Consider the following 22,157-nt stretch of genomic DNA (forward strand, 5'->3'; position numbering starts at 1 on the left):
AGCAGCAGGATTCCCAGGGAGGGAAGAACAGATGGGTGTCACGCTCGCCAAGGGCGGCAACGTCTCGTTGTCCAAGGCCGCCCCCAACCTCACCGCCGTGCAGATCGGGTTGGGCTGGGAGGCGAGGGCGACCACCGGTGCCGACTTCGACCTGGACGCCAGCGCTCTGCTCTGCTCCAACGGCCGGGTGCTGGGGGATGAGTACTTCATCTTCTACAACAACCTCAAGAGCCCCGAGGGCTCGGTCGAGCACATGGGCGACGAGCTCGTCGGCGGCACCGGCGCGGAGGACGACGAGGTCGTCAAGGTCAATCTGACCCAGGTCCCGCCGCAGGTCGACAAGATCGTCTTCCCGGTCTCCATCTACGACGCCGAGGCCCGGCTGCAGAACTTCGGCCAGGTCCGCAACGCCTACATCCGGGTACTGAACCAGGCCGACGGCGCCGAGTTGGCCCGTTACGACCTCTCCGAGGACGCCTCCAACGAGACCGCCATGATCTTCGGTGAGCTGTACCGCTACAACAACGAGTGGAAGTTCCGCGCGGTGGGGCAGGGGTACGCGTCCGGGCTCAGGGGGATCGCCCTAGACTTCGGAGTTAACGTTCAGTAAGAGAATCTTGCGGGCAGGGCGGGGATTGTCGGGGATCGCTCCCACGGCGTGACGGACACGGCGTGATGGGCGGTCCCCGCGACTGTGGCTGCGCGCGCTACAGAAAGGTTCAGGCCCCTCCGTGCTCCTCCGTACCTTCGGGTGGTCCTTCGGGATCACCCTGATCGGCCTCGCGGCTGCCGCGTATTTCTGGGGGGCGGACGGCTTCGGCGTCGTCCTGATCCTCTCTGTACTCGAGATCTCACTGTCCTTCGACAATGCCGTCATCAACGCCACCATCCTGAAGCGGATGACGCCGTTCTGGCAGAAGATCTTCCTCACCGTCGGCGTGCTGATCGCCGTGTTCGGCATGCGCCTGGTCTTCCCGCTGCTGGTGGTGGCGCTCACCGCGCACATCAGCCCGGTCACCGTGGTGCAGCTGGCGCTGGACTCCACCAAGACCGAGGCCGGGCTGACCTACGCCCAGCACCTGGACGCCGCCCACCCCGCCATCGCCGCGTTCGGCGGGATGTTCCTGCTGATGATCTTCCTGGACTTCATCCTCGGTGAGAAGGAGATCCAGTGGCTCGAGTGGCTGGAGAAGCCGCTGGAGAAGATCGGCAAGTTGGACCAGCTGTCGGTGGTCGTCTCGCTGATCGTGCTGATGCTCTCGGCCCGCTTCTTCGCCGAAGGCGGCGCAGAGACGGTTCTGCTGGCCGGCGTCGCCGGGCTCACCACCTACCTGGCCGTGGGCGGTCTGTCCAACCTGTTCGAGGAGGCCGGCGAGGAGGACGAGGACGAGGACGAGGAGGGCGCCGAGGAGGCCGCGGCCGCCCCGGCCGCGAAGAACGGCAAGCCCGCCATCCTGGTCGCCGGCAAGGCCGCGTTCTTCCTCTTCCTCTACCTGGAGGTGCTGGACGCCTCGTTCTCCTTCGACGGCGTCGTCGGCGCGTTCGCCATCAGCCAGGACATCTTCCAGATCACCCTGGGCCTGGGCATCGGGGCCATGTACATCCGCTCGCTGACGGTCTATCTGGTCCGCCAGGGCACCCTGGACGACTACGTCTACCTGGAGCACGGCGCGCACTACGCCATCGGCGCGCTGGCCATCATCCTGATGGTCTCCATCAAGTACACGATCCCGGAGATCGTCACCGGCCTGATCGGCGTGGCCTTCATCGGCCTCGCCCTGCTCTCCTCGGTGCTGCGCAACAAGCGACTGGCAGCTGCAGGGGACGTCCCGGAGCTGTAGCGACCGCAGTACCAGCAGGACACCGATACCGATACCGCAGACCGTGGGGCCGTTCGAGCCCTACGGTCTGCGGTGTCCCGGGGCGGCGAAGCGGAGGGTGAGGATCTGTTCCAGGGCGGCGCGGGTGGCTACCGAGACGGCGCCGGTCAGCACGGCGGCGTCGCCCAGGGCGGAGACCTCGATCCGGGGCGGGTAGGGGACCCGGGCGGCCAGCCGCTCCCGGATCCGGTCCAGCAGCAGGTCGCCGTTGAGTCCGATGCCGCCGCCCAGGACCACCAGCTCCACGTCCACGACGGCCGCGACCGGGGCCAGGTAGCCGGTGATCCGCCTGGCCTCCTCGTCCACCACCGAGCAGGCGCCCGGGTGGCCCTCGCGGGCCAGTGCGAAGACCCGCTCGGTGGTCAGCGCGCCCAGGGCGGCCTCCTCCGGGAGCCGGGTCACGGCGTAGCGCAACAGCGAGGCGGCGCAGGGGTCCTGGGCGTCGAACTCGGCGGGCTCGACCGCGCAGTCCAGTTCGCCGGCCGCGCCGGCGAAGCCGCGGTGCAGCTCTCCGTGCAGGACCAGGCCGGCGCCGACACCGGTGCCGACCGAGAGGAAGGTGAAGCTCTCGGCGGCGGTGCCGTTGCCGCGGCGCTGCTCGCCCAGGGCGGCCAGGTGGATGTCGTTCTCCACGGTGGCCGGCATGCCCAGCGCCTGCTCGAACGCCTCCTGCACCGCGAACCCGTCCAGGGAGGGGATGTTGGCGCCCTGCCAGATCCGCCCGTCCCTGCGGTCGACCACGCCGGGCACGCCCACGGCCGCGTGCTGCAGCGCGCCGCGGTGGATGCTGGCCTCGGCGCAGAGCTCCTCGGCGAGCTCGGCGCCGGTCTGCACGATCCGGGGCGCGTCCAGGCCCTCGACCAGGACGTCGCGGCGGATCCTGATGGTGCCGTCCAGGTCCGCGACCGCGCCGCGGAGCCGCCGGGCGCCGACGTCCAGCGCCAGCACGTAGGCGGCCTCCGGGCGCGGGGCGAAGAACAGCGCGCCGTAGGTGGGCCCGAGTTCGGCCCTGACCGTCTCCGACACCAGGCCCATCTCCAGGAGGTCCTGGAGCAGTGCGGAGACGGTCGGCTTGGAGATGCCGGTCCGCCTGGCGATCTCCGCGCGGGAGACCGGGGCCTCGGCGCGGATCACGTCCAGGACGGTCCGGAGGTTGATCTCCTTGAGCGTGGAGGAGGTCGCGGGCCTGGCAATCATGCCCACACTTTAGTGCCCTGGACCCGCGTCCCTCCCGGTCGGCGGCTCAGCCGAACTGCTGCTCCAGGTCCTTGAGCTTCTTCTCCAGCGAGTCCAGCCGCGGCAGCGGGGAGTCACCGTCGTCGGAGCCGGTCGTGGACGCTGCCGGGGCGGTGCTCTCCAGCGCGTCGTGGCGACGGCGCCGCGGCAGCACGCCGCGGGGCGAGGCGGGCTCCAGCGCGGCGGCGGTCTCGGCACTGCCGGACGCCTCCAGCGTGGTCAGCTCGCGCAGCGGTGCGGAACGCGAGATGGCCTTCAACTCGGCGCGCTCACGCCGGTTCTCGCTGCGCTGCCGGGCGGCGGCGGCCTCGCGCTCGCGCTTGTCCTCGCGGACCTCCTCGACCGCGTCGTCCAGCGTGCGGACGTTCTCCAGCAGCATCAACGACCAGGCCTGGTAGGTCTCGACGGGCGCACGCAGCCAGCGGACCATCCGGATCTGCGGCAGCGGGCGGGGCACCAGGCCCTGCTCGCGCAGCGCGGCACGGCGGGTCTGCTTCAGCGCCCGGTCGAACAGCACCGCGGCCGACAGCGACATGCCGGCGAAGAACTGCGGGGCGCCGTTGTGGTCGCCGCCACGCGGGGCGTGCACCCAGTTGAACCAGGCGGAGGCGCCGGCGAAGAGCCAGACCAGCATGCGGGAGCCGAGGGCGGCGTCGCCGTGGCTGGCCTCGCGGACCGCGAGCACCGAGCAGAACATCGCGGCGCCGTCGAGGCCGAAGGGGACCAGGTACTCCCAGCCGCCGGAGAGGTTCAGGTTCTGCTGGCCGAAGCCGACCAGTCCGTGGAAGGAGAGCGCCGCGGCGACCGAGGCACAGGCGAACAGCAGGACGTAGGACGCGCTGCCGTAGATGGTCTCCTTGCGGCGGCGGCGTGCTTCGCTGCGTTCCCAGGAGTCGCTGGGTTCGGCGGCGTGCTTGGGCTTCTTGGTGCGCAGCAGGCCCATGACGACCGCGATGACCAGGGCGATCGCACATCCAACGGCCAGCCACACCAGCTGTATGGAGGAAAGGTTCATAAAGCGGATAGCCTCGGCTTCGGGTCGGTCGGCACGGGGGGCCATGGACTGGGGGGACAGGGTCGGGCGATGGTGCGGCGACGGTGTCCCCCGGAGGCGGCGGAGTTGACGCCTCGACACGCGTGCGTGCATGACGATATCGCGTCAGCAGAGAACGCATCGTACGCCTGAGCCAGTTGTGACCTCCAGTCAGGGGTGCGGGAAGCCCAGCGAATGGGTACTCCGCTGGTGGGTGCCAGGGAGAAGTACGGAGGGGTGGGGACATGGCGGGTATTCGGGACTTCATGCGCAGGACGGACCAGACCTTCGGTCCAGGGGTGGACCGGCTGACACTGACCAAGGGCTCGCCCTTGGTGTCACTGAGCGATCTGGGCACGGTGCACGGGACCATGCAGGTCAACCTGCACTGGACCGCGCGGGAGGCGGAGCCGGCCGCGCGGCCCGCGGGGGAGCGGCTGCGGGGGCTGCTGCACCCGACCCTGTTCCGGCCGATGACGATGCCGCAGTCGGTCAACCAGATCCTGGCGGTGGACCTCGACCTCGGCGCGCTGTACGAACTGGCCGACGGCACCAAGGGGGTGGTGCAGCCACTGGGCAACTTCTACGGCGACCTGCAGCACTCGCCGTTCATCCGGCTCAGCCGGGACGACCGGTCCGGGGCGCCGTCCGGGGAGATGCTCTACATCGACCTGGAGAAGAAGGACAACTTCAAGCGCATCCTGATCTTCGTCTACATCTACGACGAGACCCCGGCCTTCGACCGCACCCACGCGGTGGTCACGTTGGCCCCGCCCGGCGGCAGGCCGATCGAGGTCCGGCTGGAACAGCGGGCGACGCAGGCCAGGTCGTGTGCGGTGGCCCTGATCGAGAACAAGGGCGGGAACCTGACGGTCCGACGGGAGGCCAAGTACGTCTACGGCTTCCAGGCGGAGCTCGACCGGCTGTACGGGTGGGGGCTGCAGTGGCAGCGGGGGGTCAAGTCGCCCAGCGCATAGCGCCTACGGCGGGTCGGTTCGTTTTTCGGGTGCGGCGTGTGCCTGGTTTGTCGCGCAGTTCCCCGCGCCCCTGATGGTGCAACTTGCCCACGGTGGGTCAGTTGCAGCACCCCGAAAACCGACCTACCGCTGGCCGCCCTGGAACTGCGGCCCCTGGAGCGGCAGTACGAAGCCCTCGGGTTCGGGCAGCAGGACCGGCTGCTGGTACGGCGGCGGGTACCCGTAGCCGTGCGAGGCCGCCGGCTGGGCCGCTGCCGCCGCTGCGGGTTCGACGGCCGGCTGGGGGGCCGGGGGCGTCGGTGGGTGGCTCGGCGGCGGGGGGATGACCAGCTCCGGCTCGGGCGCGGACGCGGGCTCCGTGACCGGTGCCGCTTCTGCGACAGCCGCGGTCGCGGCCGGCTCCTCCTCGTCGATGGTGATGCCGAAGTCGGTGGCCAGACCCACCAGCCCGGAGGAGTACCCCTGGCCGATGGCCCGGAACTTCCAACCCCCGCCGCGCCGGTACAGCTCGCCGCAGAGCAGCGCGGTGACCCCAGTGGTGTCGGCGATGTCGAAGCGGGCGATGGCCTCCGCGCCGGGACCTCCGGCGATGTCGAACAGCAGGATCCGCAGCTCGGGGATCTCGTCGAAGTCGCCGTGCTCGACCGAGCCGCCCACCACCACCCGGTCGATCTCGGTGGGCAGCAGCGCCAGGTCGATGTCGATGGTCTCGGTGACGTCGTCGCCGATCCTGGCCTTGGACCGGTGCCGGACCAGCCCGGACGGGTGCCGCGGCTGGTTGTAGAAGACGAAGTCGTCGTCCGAGCCGACCCTGCCGTCCAGGCCGAGCAGCAGGGCTGACACGTCCACGTCGGGAGCACCGGGGACGACACGCCAGCGCAGCACCGCGCGCACCGCGTCCACCTTGGTGAGCGGTGTGTTGGAGCCCTTGGGCATGACCTTGGTCATAACGGGTTGACGCTCTCCCTCTGTTTCAGCGCTGCTGCGGACGCCACCGGCGGGAAACATGTGCCGGGCACCAGGGTAGGCGGCGGGGCGGCGCCGGTGGAACCGGGCCGGGCGCGTCGCACGCCGACGCGTCGCGGTCGGGTTGCCGCTCACCTGGACAGCGAGCAGCATGGCTGAGAACCGACGTGTACCACCGGTGCCGGAGTCGATCAGTGGATGAGCCCAGTGGGCATGTTAAGCGGATGCCACTGTTCCGAGAACAGCAGGTTTCTTGACTGGATTCTTACCGCTGGATCCGTACGATTATCGTTAACGGCCCCCGTGGTCCCGGACGTCCCACTCTCCGCAGCAGAGAACAACCATGCTGTCACGCCCAGGAATCCCGAGGAGGGGCCATGCGCCATTTCAGTCAGCTCGACGCCGAGACCCGTGAGCGCCTCTTCCTCCGTGAACCGGCTGAATTTGATCGGTCCAGCGATCCCGCGGTGCTGTCCACCGCGCTGGGCGCCACCCTGTACTCGCCGGCCACCCGGCCCCGGCTGTACGACGACATCCGCAAGCAGGCCGCCCACGGCGTGGTGTCGATGGTGCTCTGCCTGGAGGACGCGATAGACGACAGCGAGGTGGACGCCGCCGAGGCCAACCTGGTCCGGCAGCTGCCGCCGCTGCTGGAGCGTGTCGAGGCCGGTGAGCAGCTGCCGCTGCTGTTCGTCCGGGTGCGCCGGCCCGAGCAGATCGTGGACCTCGCGGCCCGGCTCGGCCCCGCGCTGGCGGTGCTGTCGGGCTTCGTGATGCCCAAGTTCACCGAGGAGAGCGGGCTGCCGTTCCTGGAGGCGCTGGACCAGGTGCGCGGCAGCACCGGTCAGCGGCTCTTCGCGATGCCGGTGCTGGAGTCCCCGGAGCTCGCCCATCTGGAGACCCGCAGGGAGACCCTGGCCGGGATCGCGCTGGTGCTGGAGAAGCACCGCGAGCAGGTGCTCGCGGTCCGGCTCGGCGTCACCGACCTCAGCTCCGCGTACGGGCTGCGCCGGCCCCCGGACCTCACCGCCTACGACGTCCAGCTGGTCGCCTCGGTCATCGGCGACGTGGTCAATGTGCTGGGCCGGGCCGACGGCACCGGATACACCGTCACCGGCCCGGTGTGGGAGTACTTCCCGGTCCAGGAGCGGAAGTTCAAGCCGCAGCTGCGCAGCACCCCGTTCGCCGGGACGGAGCCGCCGACCGAGGAGGTGCGCCGCAAGCTGATCGCGCACGACCTGGACGGGCTGATCCGGGAGATCGAACTGGACCGGGCCAACGGCCTGCTCGGCAAGACCTGCATCCACCCCAGCCACGTCCCCGCGGTGCACGCGCTGTCCGTCGCCAGCCACGAGGAGTGGTCGGACGCGATGGACATCCTGCACGAGGACCGCTCCGGCGGCGGGGTGATGCGGTCGGCCTACACCAACAAGATGAACGAGGTGAAGCCGCACCGCGCCTGGGCGCAGCGGGTGATGCTGCGGGCCTCGGTCTTCGGTGTGGCGCGCGAGGGCGTCACCTTCGCCGAACTCCTGGCTGCCTGCCTGTGCCCCTGACGAGGGCTGCGGGACATCTGACGGTCACTCCCCTGTGATGGACTGAGGGGAGTGGACGGACATGCGCATGTACACGCACGAACGAACGACGAAAGCAGGACGATGACGGCTGAGCAGCAGATCCAGGGGCGGGACAGCGGGACCGTGTGGCCGGGGGAGTGGGTCGAGCAGCGGCTCGACGTCCGGTTGCCGGAGCCGTCCGTGCGGGAGCTGCTGGGCCTGGCGCTGCGGCAGAATCCGCGCCGGGCGCATCTGCTGGTGTCGCAGGTGCTGGGCAAGCACGTGCCGCAGCTGCCCGAGGTGGTCTACGGGGCCGGCCACCGGCTAGGCGAGGCGGTGCGGGAACTGCTCGGCCCGCAGGCCGCTCCGGTGGTGCTCGGCTACGCGGAGACGGCGACCGGCCTGGGCCACTGCGTGGCGGACGGCCTCGGCGGCGGCCCCGGAACGGCCGCCCGCTATCTGCACTCGACCCGTCGCCCGGTCGCCGGCATCGAGGCGGTGGAGTTCGAGGAGGAGCACTCGCACGCCACCTCCCACCTGCTGCTCCCGGCCGACCCGGACTTCCTCGGCGGCGACGGACCGATGGTCCTGGTCGACGACGAGCTGTCCACCGGCCGTACCGTGCTGAACACCGTGGCCGCCCTGCACGGGCGGTACCCGCGCGGGCACTACGTGGTCGCCGCGCTGGTCGACACCCGCAGCCCCGAGGACCGCGAGGTCTTCGCCAAGACCGCCGCCGAGCTGGGCGTCCGCATCGACGTGGTGGCCACCGCCACCGGCGCGGTGCGGCTGCCGGAGGGCGTGCTGGAGCGCGGTGCCGCACTGGTGGCCGCCGAGGAGACCCGGCAGGGCTGCAAGGTGCCCTCGGCCGGGCCGCTCGCCCCGCTGACCCGGGTGGAGCTCGGCTGGCCGGCCGGGCTGCCGGACGGCGGCCGGCACGGTTTCAGCGCCGCCGACCGGGCCCGGCTGGAGCAGGCGCTGCCGGCGATGGCGGAGCGGCTCGCGGAACAGCTGCCCGGCGGCCAGCCGGACGGCGTGCAGTCGCAGGGCGGGACCGCGCCGCGCCGGGTCCTGGTGCTGGGCCACGAGGAGCTGATGTACGCGCCGCTGCGGCTCGCGGGCGCGCTCGCCGAGCGCCTGGGCGACGGCAGCGAGGTGCGCTTCTCCACCACCACCCGCTCCCCGGCGCTGACCGTCGACCACCCCGGCTACGCCCTGCGGACCCGCCTCGCCTTCCCCTCGCACGACGCCCCCGCCGACGGCGAGGGGCGCCGCTACGCCTACAACGTCGCCCCCGGCAGCGACCCCTCCCGCCGCTTCGACGCCATCGTGCTGGTCGTCGACGACCACGGCGACCGGGCGCCGCTGCACACCCCGGGCCGCGGGCTGCTGGACCGGCTGCGCGGCGTCACCGACCGGGTGCTGCTGGCCGTGGTGCCCGCGCACCGTCCGGGCCGGGAGCGGCCGGCGGCCGGCGCGCCCGCCGCCTCCGGCACGCTCCCCGAGCCGCTGTACGGCCCCGCCTTCTCCTCCTACCGCGCCGAGGAGGTCTCCTGGCTGCTCAAGGACCTCTCCGAGGTCACCCTGGAGGCACCGACCGAGGAGCGTGAGGAGGCGATCCAGCAGGGCGGCGCCCACTACGCCGAGTCGCTGCCGGTGGAGTACCAGCCCACCGCCGCCTACCAGGAGCTGTTCCAGCAGGCCCTGCGGGAGTCGGCGGGACGGATGGCCGAGGCCGTGGCCGTGGTCACCGAGACCGTACTGGCCGAGCGCGGCCGCGGCGTGGTGCTGGCCTCGCTGGCCCGCGCCGGGACCCCGGTCGGCGTGCTGATGCGCCGCTGGGCGCAGTACGCGCACGGGATCGACCTGCCGCACTACGCGGTGTCCATCGTCCGCGGCCGGGGCATCGACACCGTCGCCCTGCGCTATCTGGCGGACCGTCACAACGCCGCCGACGTGGTGTTCGTCGACGGCTGGACCGGCAAGGGCGCGATCACCCGCGAGCTGGCCGAGGCGCTGGCGGGCACCGGCTTCAACCCGGAGATGGCCGTGCTGGCCGACCCGGGCCACTGCGTGCGGACCTTCGGGACCAGGGAGGACTTCCTGATCCCCTCGGCCTGCCTCAACTCCACCGTGTCCGGGCTGGTCTCCCGCACCGTGCTGCGCTCGGACCTGATCGGGCCGGACGACTTCCACGGCGCCAAGTTCTACCGCGAGCTCGCCGACGGCGACGTCTCCGAGCAGTTCCTGGACGCGATCACCGCGCACTTCCCACGCGTCAGCCCCGATGTCAGCGCCAGTGCCGCCGCCGACAGCCCCGAACGCGAACCCGACTGGTCCGGCTGGGCCGCCGTGGAGCGCATCAGCGAGGAGTACGGCATCAACAGCGTGAATCTGGTCAAGCCGGGAGTGGGCGAGACCACCCGGGTCCTGCTGCGGCGCGTCCCCTGGAAGGTGCTGGTACGGCGCGGCGCGGAGGCCGAGCTGCGCCACGTCCGGCTGCTGGCCGAGCAGCGCGGCGTACCGGTGGAGGTGGTCGACGACCTGCCCTACAGCTGCGTCGGACTGATCCACCCGCAGTACACCCGCGGTGCGACCGGGGACGGGGGCACCGCGGTATGAGCGACTCCGAGCACACCGAGCGGCGCTTCCTGGTCGGCAGCGACCTGGACCGCACCCTGATCTACTCGCCGCGGGCGCTGGCCCTGGACATGTCCGACGAGACCGCGCCCCGGCTGCTGGCGGTCGAGGTGCACAACGGCAAGCCGCTGTCCTTCATGACCGAGCACTGCGCCGAACTGCTGGTCGAGCTGATCACGGCGGCCGAGTTCGTCCCGGTGACCACCCGCACCCGGGCCCAGTACCAGCGGGTGCACCTGCCGGGACCCGTCCCGGGCTGGGCCCCCCGCTACGCGATCTGCGCCAACGGCGGACGGCTGCTGGTGGACGGGGTCACCGACGAGGACTGGACCGCGCACATCTCGTCCACCCTGGCGACGAGCTGCGCGCCGCTGGACGAGATCGTGCGCCACCTGGCGCTGGAGGCCGACCCGGAGTGGACCCTGAAGCGGCGGGTCGCCGAGGAGCTCTTCGCCTACCTGGTGGTCGAGCGGGAGCTGCTGCCCGAGGGCTGGGTGGCCGAGCTGACCGGCTGGGCCGACGAGCGCGGCTACACCGTCTCGCTGCAGGGCCGGAAGATCTACCTGGTGCCGCAGCCGCTGACCAAGTCGGCGGCGCTGGCCGAGGTGGAGCGGCGCACCGGGGCCTCCACGGTGCTCACCGCCGGGGACTCGCTGCTGGACGCCGAGCTGCTGCTGGCCGCGGACGCCGGCTACCGGCCCGGGCACGGCGAGCTGGCCGACACCGGCTGGACCGCGCCGGGCGTGACCGCGCTGGAGCAGGTGGGCGTGGCGGCGGGCGAGGAGATCGTCCGGCGACTCCTCGCCCGGGTCCGGGTGCGCACAACCGTGCGCTGACGGGACTGCGCCGGCGGGACTGCGATGACGGGGCCGCGCCGACGGCGCCGCGTGCGCGGTGGTCAGCCGCAGCACCCGCCGCCGCAGCAACCGCCTCCGCCGCCCTCGGCGGGGGCGGCAGCGCCGCCGGAGGCGGTACCGGTCACGGCGACCATCGACATCAGCTTGACGGCGTCGCCGTGGCCGGCCGGGCACATCGCCGGGGCGTCCGACTGGGACATCGGGCGGCGGAGTTCGAACGTGGCACCGCAGGTGCGGCAGCGGTAGTCATAGCGAGGCATGCCGCCAACTCTACGGCCTCACCGCCGCCCGTTACCGGTGTCCCGCGCCCCGCTCCTCGCGGATCGCCTGGACCACCTGCGCCGCGGTCTCCCGGACCGCCGCCAGCTCGGTCAGGAAGTGCCAGTAGTCGGGGTGACGCCCCGTCAACCCCTGTTCGGCCCGGTCCAGACGCTCCACCGCGGCATCCAGCGGGCCGGCGTGCCGCGGGTCGGGCGAGCTGCGCCCGGCCATCGCCAGCCGCTGCGCGTCGCGCAGCGCGAAGCGGGTGCGCTCGATCTCGGCCTGCGGCGCGCGCTGGGCCTCGTTCAGCGAGTGCAGCCGCTCGTTGACGGTGGCGACGGCCCCGTCCGCGGTGTTGAGCAGGGTGCGGGTGGTCGCCAGGATGCTGATCGCGTCCGGCCAGTGCTGCTCGTCCCTGGCCTTGGCCGCCTCGGCCAGCCGCTGCTGCGCGTTGCGGACCGCGGCCTCGGTCTGCTCGGGGACGTTCTGCAGGTCCACCCAGCAGGCCGAGCTGAACCGGCGGCGCAGCTCGCTCAGGGTGGGGCCGATGTTGCCGGCCCTGGTCTCCAGCGCCTGGGTGCGGGTCCGCAGCGACGCCAGCCGCTGGTCGATCTCGCGGGCCTGCTCCGGCAGCCGATCGGCCTCGGCGCGGATCTTCTCGGCGCTGCGCTGCACGTCCGCCGCGGTGCGCAGCACGGTCTGCACGCCGTGCTTGCCCGCCCCCTCGCCGATCAGCTGCAGCTGCGGACCGAGCGCGGCCAGCTGCCGGGACAGGTCCTCGGAGCCGATCCTGGCCGCCTTGACCGCGTCCAGCGCGTTGCTGGCCGCCAGCCAGGCCCGCTTGGCCCGCTCCACCGCCGGGCCGACCTGTGCCAGCTGGGTCTCGGCCGCGGCGACCAGCGGCTGCAGGAAGCCGGCGAAGCGCTCCAGCTCCGTCTTCACCGCGACCAGCTGCTGCTTGGCCCGTTCCAGCTGCTGCCGGGCCTGGTTGGCCGAGCCGTGGTCGAGGTCCTCGGCGTCCAGGTCATGGGCGTCGAGGGCGGTGATGTACTCCTGGCTGGCCTGGTCGATCCTGGTGCCGAGTGCGGCGAAGTCCGCGATCGCGCGGCGGGCGTTGGGGGAGTTGTCGGAGGCGGCCACCGCCTCCACCGAGATCCGCACGTCCCGCTGCACCGTGTCCAGGTCCAGGAACGCCTGTGCGGCCGCATCCTTGGCGGCCTGCGCGGCCGCGCGCCCAGCATCGCCACGCCCCCATCGCGCTGATCCCGACGCCACGTCTTCTCCCGCTCCACATGCCCTGCCACCAGGCCGCGTCGGCCCGCCGCCCCCATCCTCGCACCCCCGCCCGCGCCGCCGCACTCAACCTGACATGCAGCGGACACCGGTTCCGATCACCGGCCCGGCCGCAGCCCGCCCCCGGCCCGACAACAGGCACCCTCCGGAGCAGGTATCCTTACCTCGCGCACGGGCGCATAGCTCAGCGGTAGAGCGCCGCCCTTACAAGGCGGATGTCGGCGGTTCGAAACCGTCTGCGCCCACAATTGATTGAAAACCTGCAGGTCAGAGGTCTGGCCGAGTCGCAGGGCGAGAGTCGGCCATCGCCCCGAGTCGGATCGCCGTCCCGTGCTCGTCAGGCGAATCGGGAGGCCAGCACGATGGCGTCGATCGAACGCCCAAGCTCGTTCGCCACATCATTGGCCTTGGTCAGTTGGTCGGCCAGGTCCAGCAGTTCATCGACGTCATCCCTCCGGTACTTACGCTTCTCGTGCTCACGTTCTTTTCTGATCGTGAGGACGGTGCGTGTTACCGCCACCGGTATTGAGCTGAAGGGGCCGAGTGCGCCGCCGAGACCGTGCTCGGCAGCGATCCGCAGGGATTCGTCGATGATTACCCAGGTTCCCTCGTCGAAAACACTCCGCAGGGGCGCAGGAAGCTTGTCCCACCATCCCTGCGGTGCCCTCCCTTCGGCGTAGAACTCGAGAGCCACGCGCAGTTGGGCGTCGAGGTTCAGGAATGCGTTTCCTGCATCGATCATCCTGCCGGCGAGACCGCAGACGAGCGCATACTGCTCGACGAGCACTCGCGTCGTCGAGTCGATCGGCTGGGACTGCACAAGGTCCTGCAGTTGCTTGCGGGTCTCACCGCCGGTCATATCGGCAAACCTGTTCGCGGTGGCCCGCAGGTAGTTGCGGAAATCGCCCATGGCTTCCAGGGTCCCGGTCAGCAAGACGCCGTCCAGCTTCATGGTGATCGCGGGGGCCGACCATATGTACTTGTGGCCCATGTCGTTTCGCGAGGCTGCGAAGTTCTGGATCTGCTCGCCCACGGTCGCAACGGCGTCCGTGATTGTCCTGTGCCGTTCGTTCTCTTTCAGCCTGTAGGGAGCTACCAGGGCGGTTACCTTGCCCTCCAGTGCGACATCGTCGGGGTCGGGCGGAGCCATGTAGAACGGGCTGATCTTATGGAGAACGGCGACCACTTCGTCCCGCAGTCGTTTGATCTCGTCGGGCCAGTCCTCGGAGAACGGGCGGATTTCGTATCCTCCCTTGCCGAGGTCAGTCTGATCACTCATGCATTCCCCCTGACGTGCAGCCGGCCGCAGAGTCGTCCGGCCGGACGATCCGGCCGACGACCGACGTCGCCCAGCATCCTGCCCGGTGCCGCACGACACAAGGCATGGTTCATCTGGATCACGACGGAGATCCCCACCGGCTTCCTACGTGGGGCTTGTTCATGTCACCGGAATTGATGGAACACATGACGGGCGAACGTCTCGGCGGCGATCGGGGCGGCCGCGGGTCAGCTGTTGGCCAGGCGGTGCAGCAGGGAGCGGGGTCGGTAGGGGACGACCTCGGCCAGGGAGACGGCGGTGCTGGTCCGGTCGACGCCGTCGATGGCGAGGATCGCCTTGGTGATCCGGTGCAGGTCGGCGGTGTCCTTGGCCACGACGTGGGCGAGGAGGTCCGCGTCCCCGGTGGTGTAGTGGACCTCGATGACCTCGGGGACGGCGAGGAGCCCCTGGTGGACGCCCTCGGGCTCGGCCTGGCTCACCGCCAGGGACATGAACGCCACCAGGCCGTAGCCGAGGGCGGCGGGATCGACCCGCCGGCTGAAGGGCTTGAGCATGTCGTCGGCGGCCATCCGGCGCAGTCGGGCATGGACGGTGTTCCGGGCCACGCCGAGGGTCTGCGCCAGGGCAAGGATCGTGGCGTCGGGGTCGTCGTCCAGGGCCAGGACGATGCGGGCGTCCAAGGGGTCCATCAGAGTCATGTTGGGCATTCTGGCATCCGAGGCATGATTTGTTGAGCATCTGTCGTAGTGGTGATGGACTGTGTTGCGCTGATGCACCGGCGTGTGTCCAAGGTGGTGGGACCTGTCGCCCTCCTGCCCCGAAGAAGGACCGCCGCCATGGCCTTGAAGACGCAGCCCGCCGGGAGCGGCAACGCCTGGATCGTCGTCGTTGCCGCAGGGGTGGTCGCCGGGCTGCAGGTGTGGAAGCTGCCGCCTGCCCTCCCGGCCCTGCGGCACGATCTGTCGCTGTCGCTGGTTCAGGCCGGGACGCTGCTGGGGGTGGTGCAGTTGGCCGGGATGCTCGGTGGACTCGCCGTGTCGCTGTTGGCCGAACTGATCGGCGAGCGGCGCTGCTTGAGCGGGGGGCTGGTGCTGCTGTGCCTGGGGTCGGTGGCCGGTGGCTTCGCCTGGTCGGCGGCGCCGCTGCTGGTCTCCCGGGCGGTCGAGGGGGCCGGCTTCATCCTGGTGGCGGTGACCGGTCCGGGGCTGGTCCGTCGTAGCGCGCCGCCGGGGCGACTGGCCACGGCCATCGGCTTCTGGGGCGCCTACCAGGGCATCTCCACCTTCGTCGGGCTGATCGCCGGTGCGCTGGTGCTGCAGGTGGTGTCGTGGCGGGTGTGGTGGTGGGCCATGGCCGTACTCGCACCGGCGCCGCTGCCCTGGGTGCTGGCCCGGGTTCCCCGGGACCGGGCCGCGGGCGTACGCGGCGCGGTGGCGGCGGTCGCCCGGATCGGACGCACCGTCCGTTCCCCCGGCCCCTGGACGGCCGGTCTGGTCTTCGCCTGCTACACGCTCCAGTGGATGGCCGTGGTCGGGTTCCTGCCCACCATCTACCGGGACGGTGGCATGACGGGTGTCTGGCCGGGTGTGCTCACCGCCGTGGTCGGAGCGGCGAACGCCGTCGGTTCGATCGCGACCGCGGCGCTCCTGAAACGCGGCCTGCCGGTCCGGGCCGTGCTCATCCCCGCCTTCGCGCTGATGGCCGCCACCTCCGTGCTGGCCTTCGCCCCGGACTGGCGCACGCTGCCCACCGGAACTACCGGGCAGTTCCTGTGCATCGCGGCCTTCTCGCTGATCGGCGGCGCGATACCGGCCACCCTGCTGCGCATGGTCGCGGAGCTGACCCCGAAGGGCGGCTCGGCGCCCGCCGCCATGGGTCTGATCCAGCAACTCTTCAATGCCGGCAGCTTCATCGGCCCCACCCTCGCCGCGGCCCTGGCCAGCCGCACCGGTGGCTGGCATTCGACCTGGTGGATGACGTGTGGGTGTGCTGCCCTGGGCATCGTCCTCAGTCCTGCACTTGATAGATTCAAGTAGAAGCTTGAAAAAATAAACCACATCGTTCTAGAGTGGGCGTATGAAGAGCTATCAGCAGTACTGCTCCGTGGCCCGCGCGCTGGACGTGGTCGGGGACCGGTGGGTGCTGCTCATCGCTCGGGAGCTGCTGGCGCTGGGGCCCAGCCGGTACAGCGACCTGAAGCGGGGGCTGCCGGGCATCGCCACCAACCTGCTGGCCGAGCGGCTGAGGACGATGGAGGCCGAGGGGCTGCTGGAGCGCTACGAGGCACCCGCGCCGGTGGGCGCCACCCTCTACCAACTCACTGAGCGCGGTGCCGAGTTGCAGGACGTCGTGCATGCGCTGGCGCGCTGGGGGCTGGGCCGGATGCTGGACGGCCCGGAGGTCGGGGACGCGGTGCAGCCGCAGTGGACCGCACTGTTCGCCGGACTGGAGCTCGCGCCGCAGGTCGCCCCGGGGGCCGAGGTGGTGGTGGGGGTCGAGGCCGGGGACGAAGCGGTCCACGCGGTGCTGCGGCACGGCGCGTTCGAGATCCGGCGCGGTGCGGCCCGGTGCGCCGACGTGACGCTGTCGGGGGAGCCCCAGCTCGTCGGCGCCGTCCTCTCCGGTCTGCTGAGTCCCGATCAGGCGACGGCGTTCGGCCTGACGGTCACCGGCACGCCGTCCGTGCTCACCGAACTTCTGCACGTCACCGCAGGTCCACCCGCCCGGTCAGGAGACACGTCATGACCTACACCGAAACAGACCTCGTCGCCACGATGGAACGCCTCGCCGGAGCGGATCTGGCCGCGCTGACGCAGCAGCAGCGGGACTGGCTCGACCAGTTCCACGCGGGCGGCCCGGAGGCCGTCGACCGGCTGCTGCCCGGCCTGCGCCTGGCGGCCGGGTCGACCGTGCTCGACATCGGCTCCGGGCTGGGCGGTCCGGCGCGCCAGATCGCCCGCTCCACCGGGGCGACGGTCGTCGGCGTCGACATCACGCCCGCCTACGTCGAGGCGGCGCAGGAGCTGACCGACGCGGCGGGGCTGGCCGAACGGGTCAGGTTCTTCTGCAGTGACATCGCTGGCTACGACCAGGACGGCTTCGACGCCGGCTACACCATGCACGTCCAGATGAACGTCGAGGACAAGAAGGCCTTCTTCGCCGGGATCGCACACCGGCTCCGGCCGGGAGCGCCGTTCGCGACCTTCGAGGTCTGCCTCGGCGCCGGGGGCCGGCCGGCCCCGCCGCTGCCCTGGTCGCTCGACGGCAGCGACAGCTTCCTGATCGCGGCGGACGAGTTGCGTGACACGATCCGCGCCGCCGGCTTCGAACCGGTGGAGTGGGTCGACGAGACCGAGTGGGTCCGGCAGTGGTTCGAGGACCTCGGTAAACGCCTCGCGAGCGGCGAGGCACGGGCCACGCTCCCGGCGTTGCTGGCGGACGGTCCGATGCGGATGCTCAACTACGCGGTCGCCGTCAGCGAGGGCACGGTGACCGTCCACCGCGGCCTCTTCCTCCGAACCGCAGCCTGATTGCTCTGCAGTGAATATCGCGCTCTCCAAATGAGAGAGGTATCCTCTCATCGACTTGCCGGTCCAGCCCTCGGCTGGGCCGGAACTTCTCGATGGGGAGGCCTCCTTGGCCGGCACTGTGCAGGGGAAGGTCGCTGTCGTCAGCGGCGGCTCGACGGGCGTCGGCAGGGCCGCGGCGGAGCTGCTGGCGCAGAACGGGGCCCAGGTGGTGCTGCTGGCCCGGCGCGCGGACCGGCTGGAGGCGGCCGCGCTCGGGATGGCCGGGACGGTGCTGACCATCCCGACGGACGTGAGTAGCGGCGACAGTGTCCGGGCGGCCTTCGCCGAGGTCGAGAAGCGGTTCGGGCGGGTGGACATCCTGCTCAACTGCGCCGGCGTCGCACGCATCCGCGCCATCGAGGAGACCCGGGACGAGGACATCCACGCCTGCGTCGGCACCAATCTACTGGGCCCGATCCACACCGTCCGCTCCGCGGTGCCGCTGCTCCGCGCGGCGGGCGGCGGCGACATCCTCAACATCTCGTCCGAGATCACCCTGGACCACATGCCGCTGATGTCGATGTACGCGGCGAGCAAGCACGGCCTCAACGGCTTCACCGCCGCGATGCGGAGGGAACTGCGCGCGGACGGGATCAGGGTCGGTCTGGTGATCCTGGGGTCGATCGCCGACAGCGCCTTCGTCGAGAACTTCAGCGACGAGGACCGTCGCCGTGCGCACCCGGTCTGGGAGGCCGACGGCTACCTGACCAGGGTCGGCGCGGCCAAGCCGCTCAGCTCGGCCACGGTGGCGGGCCTGCTGTACGGACTGCTGACCAACCCGCCGGAGGTGGGGCAGGACGTGGTCCACATCCGTCCGGCCGGTTGACGCAGCGTCCGGCCCGCCGCCCGCAGTTGGCTTCCGGGCGGCGGAGCTGGTGGTATGGGGCGATGGACACCGCACTCGCCCTGACCCCGGCGCTGGACCGGACCGATCTGCTGGCCCCGCCGGTGGCGGCCGCACTGCGCGGCTGGCCGGCTGAGCTCGCCGCCCGGGTGGAGGTCGCCGGGATCGATCCCGAACTGGCCGACACCGCCGCCTTCTGCGAGCGCTACGGCGTGACCCTCGCCGACTCAGCCAACTGCGTCGTGGTGGCCGCCAAGCGGGGCGGGGTGACCACCTATGCGGCCTGCATGGTGACCGCCACCAGCAGGGCGGACGTCAACGGCCTGGTGCGGCAGCTGCTGGAGGCCCGCAAGGCCTCCTTCGCGCCGCTGGACGCCGTGCTGGCGGCGACCGGGATGGAGTACGGCGGCATCACCCCGGTCGGGCTCCCGGCCGACTGGCCGATCCTGGTGGACGCCGTGGTCGCGGCGCATCCGCGGGTGGTGGTCGGGTCCGGGATCCGGGGCTCCAAGCTGTGGCTCCCGGGGGCGCTGCTGGCAGGGCTTCCGGGAGCCCGGGTGGTCGACGGACTCGGACTCCCGATCAGCTGAGGGGAAAGTGACGAGGGCTCAGCCCTGCGGGCGCAGGGCAGCGAGCTGCTGGTCGAAGGGGAGGAAGTCGAGCTCCTCCTCCTCGTCGGCCCGGTCGAGCGGGGCGGCGGCCTCCGGCCGGGCGTGGTCCAGCAGCGCGGTGAGTTCGCCCGCGGCGCGGGTGATCCGTCCGGGCAGGCTGTCGGTGAGCGCGGAGTCGCCGGAGCCCCAGTCCTCCGACGCCGCGTAGACACCGGTGGGCAGCACCACGGCGCGCAGGTAGGAGAACAGCGGGCGCAGCGCGTGGTCCAGCACCAGCGAGTGCCGGGCGCTGCCGCCGGTGGCGGCGATCAGCACCGGCTTCCCGGTCAGCGCGGTGTTGTCGATCACGTCGAAGAAGGACTTGAACAGGCCGCTGTAGGAGGCGCTGAACACCGGTGTGACCGCGATGACCGCGTCCGCGCCGGTCACCGCGTCCACGGCCTCGCGCAGGGCGCCGCCCGGGAAGCCGGTGACCAGGTTGTCGGCGATCGCATGTGCCAGCTCCCGCAACTCCACCACCCGGATCTCCACCTCGCGTCCCCGCCCGTCCAGGCCCACCCGGACCGCCTCGGCCAGGCGGTCGGCGAGCAGTCGGGTGGACGAGGGCTGGCTGAGGCCGGCCGAGACGACGGCTATCCGGACGGGGGCGGTCACGGTGTCCTCCAACGGTGTTGACTGGTACGGCTGGTGAATTGGTGTCAGAACGTGGTGGCGGCGGCGGTGTCGGGCTTGGCGTCCGCCTCGGCGGCCTTCGCCGCGACCCGGGCGGCGTGCGTGGGCGCGTCCGGGACCCCGGCCGGGCGGCCGATCGCGAACTCCTTGCGGAGCACCGGGACGACCTCCTCGCCGAGCAGGTCCAGCTGCTCCAGCACGGTCTTCAGTGGCAGTCCGGCGTGGTCCATCAGGAACAGCTGGCGCTGGTAGTCGCCGAAGTGCTCGCGGAACGCCAGGGTGCGCTCGATGACCTGCTGCGGGCTGCCGACGACCAGCGGGGTCTCCGCCATGAACTCCTCCATCGAGGGGCCGTGGCCGTAGACCGGGGCGTTGTCGAAGTACGGGCGGAACTCCCGGATCGCGTCCTGCGAGTTCTTGGCCATGAACGCCTGGCCGCCGAGCCCCACGATGGCCTGCTCGGGCGTGCCGTGGCCGTAGTGGGCGAAGCGCTTGCGGTAGAAGGCGATCAGCTTCTGGTAGTGCTCCTTGGGCCAGAAGATGTTGTTGGCGAAGAAACCGTCGCCGTAGTAGGCGGCCTGCTCGGCGATCTCGGGGCTGCGGATGGAGCCGTGCCAGACGAACGGCGCCACGTCGTCCAGCGGGCGCGGGGTGGCGGTGAAGCCCTGCAGCGGGGTGCGGAACTTGCCCTGCCAGTCGACCACGTCGTTGTCCCACAGCTGCCGCAGCAGCGCGTAGTTCTCGACGGCCAGGTTGATGCCCTCGCGGATGTCCTTGCCGAACCACGGGTAGACCGGGCCGGTGTTGCCGCGGCCCATCACCAGGTCGACCCGGCCGTCGGCGAGGTGCTGCAGCATCGCGTAGTCCTCGGCGATCTTCACCGGGTCGTTGGTGGTGATCAGCGTGGTCGCGGTGGAGAGGATCAGGTTCTCGGTGCGGCCGGCGATGTGGCCGAGCATGGTGGTGGGGGAGGAGGGCACGAAGGGCGGGTTGTGGTGCTCGCCGGTGGCGAAGACGTCCAGGCCAACCTCCTCGGCCTTGAGCGCGATGGCCACCATGGCCTTGATCCGCTCGTGCTCGGTCGGCTTCACCCCGTTGGTGGGGTCGACGGTCACGTCCCCGACCGAGAAGATCCCGAACTGCATGGCGGTCATGGCTGGCTCCTCCAGTAGTTGATGGTTCAACTATACAGGCCGAATAACGGGCGGTACAGGTGATCTATTCCTGTACCGCCCGTTGTCTCTCTTGTCCTGCTCTGTTCTGGTTCGGCGCTCAGTCCAGCAGCGCGGTCACGTTCCCCGCGCCGACGGTGCGGCCGCCCTCGCGGACCGCGAAGCCCAGGCCGGGCTCCAGCGGGACCGGCCGCCCCAGCTCGACGGTCAGCTCGACCGTCTCCCCGGGCCGGGCCACGCCCGACTCCTGGTGCACGCCGCCCAGGGTGACGTCGCCGACCACGTCCCCGGTCCGCAGGTAGAACTGCGGACGGTAGCCGTTGGCCACCGGGGTGCGACGGCCGCCCTCGGCGGTGCCGAGCAGGTACACCCGCGCGGTGAAGCGGGTGTGGGTGCTGATGCTGCCCGGCGCGGCGACCACCTGCCCGCGCCGGACCTGCCCGCGCTGCACCCCGCGCAGCAGCAGCGCGACGTTGTCGCCGGCCTCGGCCGACTCCATGGTCCGGCCGAACGTCTCCACGCCGGTGACCACCGAGGTCAGCGGCTCGCCGCCGAGGCCGAGCAGCTCCACCCGGTCGCCCATCCGCACCCGGCCGCGCTCGACCGCCCCGGTGACGACCGTGCCCCGACCGGTGATGGTCAGCACGTTCTCCACCGGCAGCAGGAAGGGCGCCTCGGTGTAGCGGACCGGCGTGGGCACGGCGGTGTCCACCGCGTCCAGCAGCTCGCCGATCGCGGCCGTCCACTGCGGGTCCCCGTCCAGGGCCCGCAGCCCGGACACCCGGACCACCGGCAGCCCGGCGCCGTCGTAGCCCTGGGCGGTGAGCAACTCGCGCACCTCCAGCTCGACCAGGTCCAGCAGCTCCGGGTCGCCGGCGTCGGCCTTGTTCAGCGCGACGACGATGTGCTCGACCCCGACCTGCCGGGCCAGCAGCACGTGCTCGGCCGTCTGCGGCATCACCCCGTCCTGCGCGGAGACCACCAGGATCGCCCCGTCCAGCTGGGAGGCGCCGGTGATCATGTTCTTCACGAAGTCGGCGTGCCCCGGCATGTCGATGTGGGCGTAGTGCCTGGTGGCGGTCTCGTACTCGACGTGGGAGATGTTGATGGTGATCCCCCGGGCGGCCTCCTCCGGGGCCCGGTCGATCCGGTCGAACGGCACGTAGCTGCCGCTGCCGCGGTCGGCGAGGACCTTGGTGATGGCGGCGGTGAGGGTGGTCTTGCCGTGGTCGACGTGACCCATGGTGCCGATGTTGAGGTGCGGCTTGGTGCGCAGGTAGGCCTGCTTGGACATGATGCTTCCTGGTGGTG

21 protein-coding genes and 1 tRNA gene are annotated in these 22,157 nt (G+C 71.2%); 12 read left to right on the forward strand and 10 right to left on the reverse strand.

Annotation, left to right across the window (positions count from 1 at the left end; translation table 11 throughout):
- The first annotated feature begins 31 nt into the window (after nucleotides 1-31).
- Together IF29_RS0107015 and IF29_RS0107020 are read left to right on the forward strand one after the other, a co-directional pair.
- Nucleotides 32-610, forward strand: a complete 579-nt coding sequence (locus IF29_RS0107015) for a TerD family protein (RefSeq protein WP_030251104.1) — start codon at nucleotides 32-34, stop codon at nucleotides 608-610.
- Between the two features lie 121 nt (nucleotides 611-731).
- Nucleotides 732-1,841 carry a DUF475 domain-containing protein gene (locus IF29_RS0107020; protein WP_030251106.1) on the forward strand — a complete coding sequence of 370 codons (1,110 nt, stop codon included), beginning with the start codon at nucleotides 732-734 and terminating at the stop codon, nucleotides 1,839-1,841.
- Between the two features lie 60 nt (nucleotides 1,842-1,901).
- Here the strand turns inward: IF29_RS0107020 and IF29_RS0107025 are convergent, their stop codons facing one another.
- On the reverse strand, nucleotides 1,902-3,077 hold the full coding sequence (locus tag IF29_RS0107025; RefSeq protein WP_030251109.1) for an ROK family transcriptional regulator: 1,176 nt from the start codon (nucleotides 3,075-3,077) through the stop codon (nucleotides 1,902-1,904).
- A 46-nt stretch (nucleotides 3,078-3,123) separates the two neighbouring features.
- Nucleotides 3,124-4,131: a DUF2637 domain-containing protein gene (locus tag IF29_RS0107030; protein ID WP_030251112.1), complete on the reverse strand. Its 1,008-nt coding sequence runs from the start codon at nucleotides 4,129-4,131 to the stop codon at nucleotides 3,124-3,126.
- Nucleotides 4,132-4,394: 263 nt separating this feature from the next.
- Between IF29_RS0107030 and IF29_RS0107035 the strand changes: the two genes are divergently transcribed.
- Nucleotides 4,395-5,126, forward strand: a complete 732-nt coding sequence (locus tag IF29_RS0107035; RefSeq protein WP_030251114.1) for a Tellurium resistance — start codon at nucleotides 4,395-4,397, stop codon at nucleotides 5,124-5,126.
- Nucleotides 5,127-5,249: 123 nt separating this feature from the next.
- Here the strand turns inward: IF29_RS0107035 and IF29_RS0107040 are convergent, their stop codons facing one another.
- Entirely contained in the window at nucleotides 5,250-6,074 is an 825-nt protein-coding gene (locus tag IF29_RS0107040) for a TerD family protein (RefSeq protein ID WP_030251116.1), read from the reverse strand.
- A 395-nt stretch (nucleotides 6,075-6,469) separates the two neighbouring features.
- Between IF29_RS0107040 and IF29_RS0107045 the strand changes: the two genes are divergently transcribed.
- The 3 genes from IF29_RS0107045 to IF29_RS0107055 all read left to right on the forward strand — a co-directional run bounded on the left by IF29_RS0107045 (nucleotide 6,470) and on the right by IF29_RS0107055 (nucleotide 11,124).
- Entirely contained in the window at nucleotides 6,470-7,648 is a 1,179-nt protein-coding gene (locus IF29_RS0107045) for an HpcH/HpaI aldolase/citrate lyase family protein (protein WP_030251119.1), read from the forward strand.
- Between the two features lie 102 nt (nucleotides 7,649-7,750).
- Nucleotides 7,751-10,270 carry a phosphoribosyltransferase gene (locus IF29_RS0107050; protein WP_051724971.1) on the forward strand — a complete coding sequence of 840 codons (2,520 nt, stop codon included), beginning with the start codon at nucleotides 7,751-7,753 and terminating at the stop codon, nucleotides 10,268-10,270.
- Entirely contained in the window at nucleotides 10,267-11,124 is an 858-nt protein-coding gene (locus IF29_RS0107055; RefSeq protein ID WP_030251124.1) for an HAD family hydrolase, read from the forward strand. Before IF29_RS0107050 ends, IF29_RS0107055 begins: the two co-directional genes overlap by 4 nt.
- 62 nt (nucleotides 11,125-11,186) lie before the next feature.
- On the opposite strand, the gene IF29_RS0107060 is transcribed toward IF29_RS0107055, so the two are convergent.
- Nucleotides 11,187-11,405: an FmdB family zinc ribbon protein gene (locus IF29_RS0107060; protein ID WP_030251126.1), complete on the reverse strand. Its 219-nt coding sequence runs from the start codon at nucleotides 11,403-11,405 to the stop codon at nucleotides 11,187-11,189.
- Between the two features lie 31 nt (nucleotides 11,406-11,436).
- Nucleotides 11,437-12,681, reverse strand: a complete 1,245-nt coding sequence (locus IF29_RS0107065; RefSeq protein ID WP_051724972.1) for a coiled-coil domain-containing protein — start codon at nucleotides 12,679-12,681, stop codon at nucleotides 11,437-11,439.
- 191 nt (nucleotides 12,682-12,872) lie between these two features.
- Here IF29_RS0107065 and IF29_RS0107070 point away from each other — a divergent pair.
- Nucleotides 12,873-12,944 (forward strand) — tRNA-Val (locus tag IF29_RS0107070).
- Nucleotides 12,945-13,036: 92 nt separating this feature from the next.
- Here the strand turns inward: IF29_RS0107070 and IF29_RS0107075 are convergent.
- Nucleotides 13,037-13,978, reverse strand: coding sequence for a hypothetical protein (locus tag IF29_RS0107075; RefSeq protein WP_030251130.1), 942 nt, complete (start codon nucleotides 13,976-13,978; stop codon nucleotides 13,037-13,039).
- 227 nt (nucleotides 13,979-14,205) lie between these two features.
- Entirely contained in the window at nucleotides 14,206-14,685 is a 480-nt protein-coding gene (locus tag IF29_RS0107080) for an Lrp/AsnC family transcriptional regulator (protein ID WP_198037323.1), read from the reverse strand.
- A gap of 129 nt (nucleotides 14,686-14,814) precedes the next feature.
- On the opposite strand from IF29_RS0107080, the gene IF29_RS0107085 reads away from it, so the two are divergent.
- From IF29_RS0107085 to IF29_RS0107105, 5 genes are all read left to right on the forward strand, one after another.
- Nucleotides 14,815-16,014 (forward strand): MFS transporter, encoded by a 1,200-nt coding sequence (locus IF29_RS0107085; RefSeq protein ID WP_030251135.1) that lies wholly within the window; start codon nucleotides 14,815-14,817, stop codon nucleotides 16,012-16,014.
- A gap of 40 nt (nucleotides 16,015-16,054) precedes the next feature.
- Complete coding sequence (locus IF29_RS0107090) at nucleotides 16,055-16,723, forward strand: winged helix-turn-helix transcriptional regulator (protein ID WP_037594447.1); 669 nt, start codon at nucleotides 16,055-16,057, stop codon at nucleotides 16,721-16,723.
- Complete coding sequence (locus IF29_RS0107095) at nucleotides 16,720-17,508, forward strand: SAM-dependent methyltransferase (RefSeq protein WP_030251140.1); 789 nt, start codon at nucleotides 16,720-16,722, stop codon at nucleotides 17,506-17,508. The genes IF29_RS0107090 and IF29_RS0107095 overlap by 4 nt, the downstream gene beginning before the upstream one ends.
- A 106-nt stretch (nucleotides 17,509-17,614) precedes the next feature.
- Nucleotides 17,615-18,373, forward strand: coding sequence for an SDR family oxidoreductase (locus IF29_RS0107100; RefSeq protein ID WP_030251143.1), 759 nt, complete (start codon nucleotides 17,615-17,617; stop codon nucleotides 18,371-18,373).
- 62 nt (nucleotides 18,374-18,435) lie between these two features.
- Nucleotides 18,436-18,981, forward strand: a complete 546-nt coding sequence (locus IF29_RS0107105) for a YbaK/EbsC family protein (protein ID WP_030251146.1) — start codon at nucleotides 18,436-18,438, stop codon at nucleotides 18,979-18,981.
- 18 nt (nucleotides 18,982-18,999) lie between these two features.
- On the opposite strand, the gene IF29_RS0107110 is transcribed toward IF29_RS0107105, so the two are convergent.
- The 3 genes from IF29_RS0107110 to tuf form a co-directional block, all read right to left on the reverse strand.
- Nucleotides 19,000-19,656: an FMN reductase gene (locus IF29_RS0107110; RefSeq protein ID WP_030251149.1), complete on the reverse strand. Its 657-nt coding sequence runs from the start codon at nucleotides 19,654-19,656 to the stop codon at nucleotides 19,000-19,002.
- A gap of 44 nt (nucleotides 19,657-19,700) precedes the next feature.
- Nucleotides 19,701-20,819: an LLM class flavin-dependent oxidoreductase gene (locus IF29_RS0107115; protein WP_030251151.1), complete on the reverse strand. Its 1,119-nt coding sequence runs from the start codon at nucleotides 20,817-20,819 to the stop codon at nucleotides 19,701-19,703.
- Nucleotides 20,820-20,946: 127 nt separating this feature from the next.
- Nucleotides 20,947-22,140 (reverse strand): elongation factor Tu, encoded by a 1,194-nt coding sequence (gene tuf, locus IF29_RS0107120; RefSeq protein ID WP_030251154.1) that lies wholly within the window; start codon nucleotides 22,138-22,140, stop codon nucleotides 20,947-20,949.
- Nucleotides 22,141-22,157 lie beyond the last annotated feature (17 nt).

This window comes from Streptacidiphilus jeojiense, assembly GCF_000719095.1.
Classification (GTDB): Bacteria; Actinomycetota; Actinomycetes; order Streptomycetales; family Streptomycetaceae; genus Streptacidiphilus; species Streptacidiphilus jeojiensis.

Coding starts and splice junctions, on each gene's coding strand:
- IF29_RS0107015 (WP_030251104.1), top strand. CDS start 32: ATGGGTGTCACGCTCGCCAAGGGCGGCAACGTCTCGTTGTCCAAGGCC.
- IF29_RS0107025 (WP_030251109.1), bottom strand. CDS start 3,077: ATGATTGCCAGGCCCGCGACCTCCTCCACGCTCAAGGAGATCAACCTC.
- IF29_RS0107030 (WP_030251112.1), bottom strand. CDS start 4,131: ATGAACCTTTCCTCCATACAGCTGGTGTGGCTGGCCGTTGGATGTGCG.
- IF29_RS0107035 (WP_030251114.1), top strand. CDS start 4,395: ATGGCGGGTATTCGGGACTTCATGCGCAGGACGGACCAGACCTTCGGT.
- IF29_RS0107040 (WP_030251116.1), bottom strand. CDS start 6,074: ATGACCAAGGTCATGCCCAAGGGCTCCAACACACCGCTCACCAAGGTG.
- IF29_RS0107045 (WP_030251119.1), top strand. CDS start 6,470: ATGCGCCATTTCAGTCAGCTCGACGCCGAGACCCGTGAGCGCCTCTTC.
- IF29_RS0107050 (WP_051724971.1), top strand. CDS start 7,751: ATGACGGCTGAGCAGCAGATCCAGGGGCGGGACAGCGGGACCGTGTGG.
- IF29_RS0107055 (WP_030251124.1), top strand. CDS start 10,267: ATGAGCGACTCCGAGCACACCGAGCGGCGCTTCCTGGTCGGCAGCGAC.
- IF29_RS0107060 (WP_030251126.1), bottom strand. CDS start 11,405: ATGCCTCGCTATGACTACCGCTGCCGCACCTGCGGTGCCACGTTCGAA.
- IF29_RS0107075 (WP_030251130.1), bottom strand. CDS start 13,978: ATGAGTGATCAGACTGACCTCGGCAAGGGAGGATACGAAATCCGCCCG.
- IF29_RS0107080 (WP_198037323.1), bottom strand. CDS start 14,685: ATGCCCAACATGACTCTGATGGACCCCTTGGACGCCCGCATCGTCCTG.
- IF29_RS0107085 (WP_030251135.1), top strand. CDS start 14,815: ATGGCCTTGAAGACGCAGCCCGCCGGGAGCGGCAACGCCTGGATCGTC.
- IF29_RS0107090 (WP_037594447.1), top strand. CDS start 16,055: ATGAAGAGCTATCAGCAGTACTGCTCCGTGGCCCGCGCGCTGGACGTG.
- IF29_RS0107095 (WP_030251140.1), top strand. CDS start 16,720: ATGACCTACACCGAAACAGACCTCGTCGCCACGATGGAACGCCTCGCC.
- IF29_RS0107105 (WP_030251146.1), top strand. CDS start 18,436: ATGGACACCGCACTCGCCCTGACCCCGGCGCTGGACCGGACCGATCTG.
- IF29_RS0107115 (WP_030251151.1), bottom strand. CDS start 20,819: ATGCAGTTCGGGATCTTCTCGGTCGGGGACGTGACCGTCGACCCCACC.
- tuf (WP_030251154.1), bottom strand. CDS start 22,140: ATGTCCAAGCAGGCCTACCTGCGCACCAAGCCGCACCTCAACATCGGC.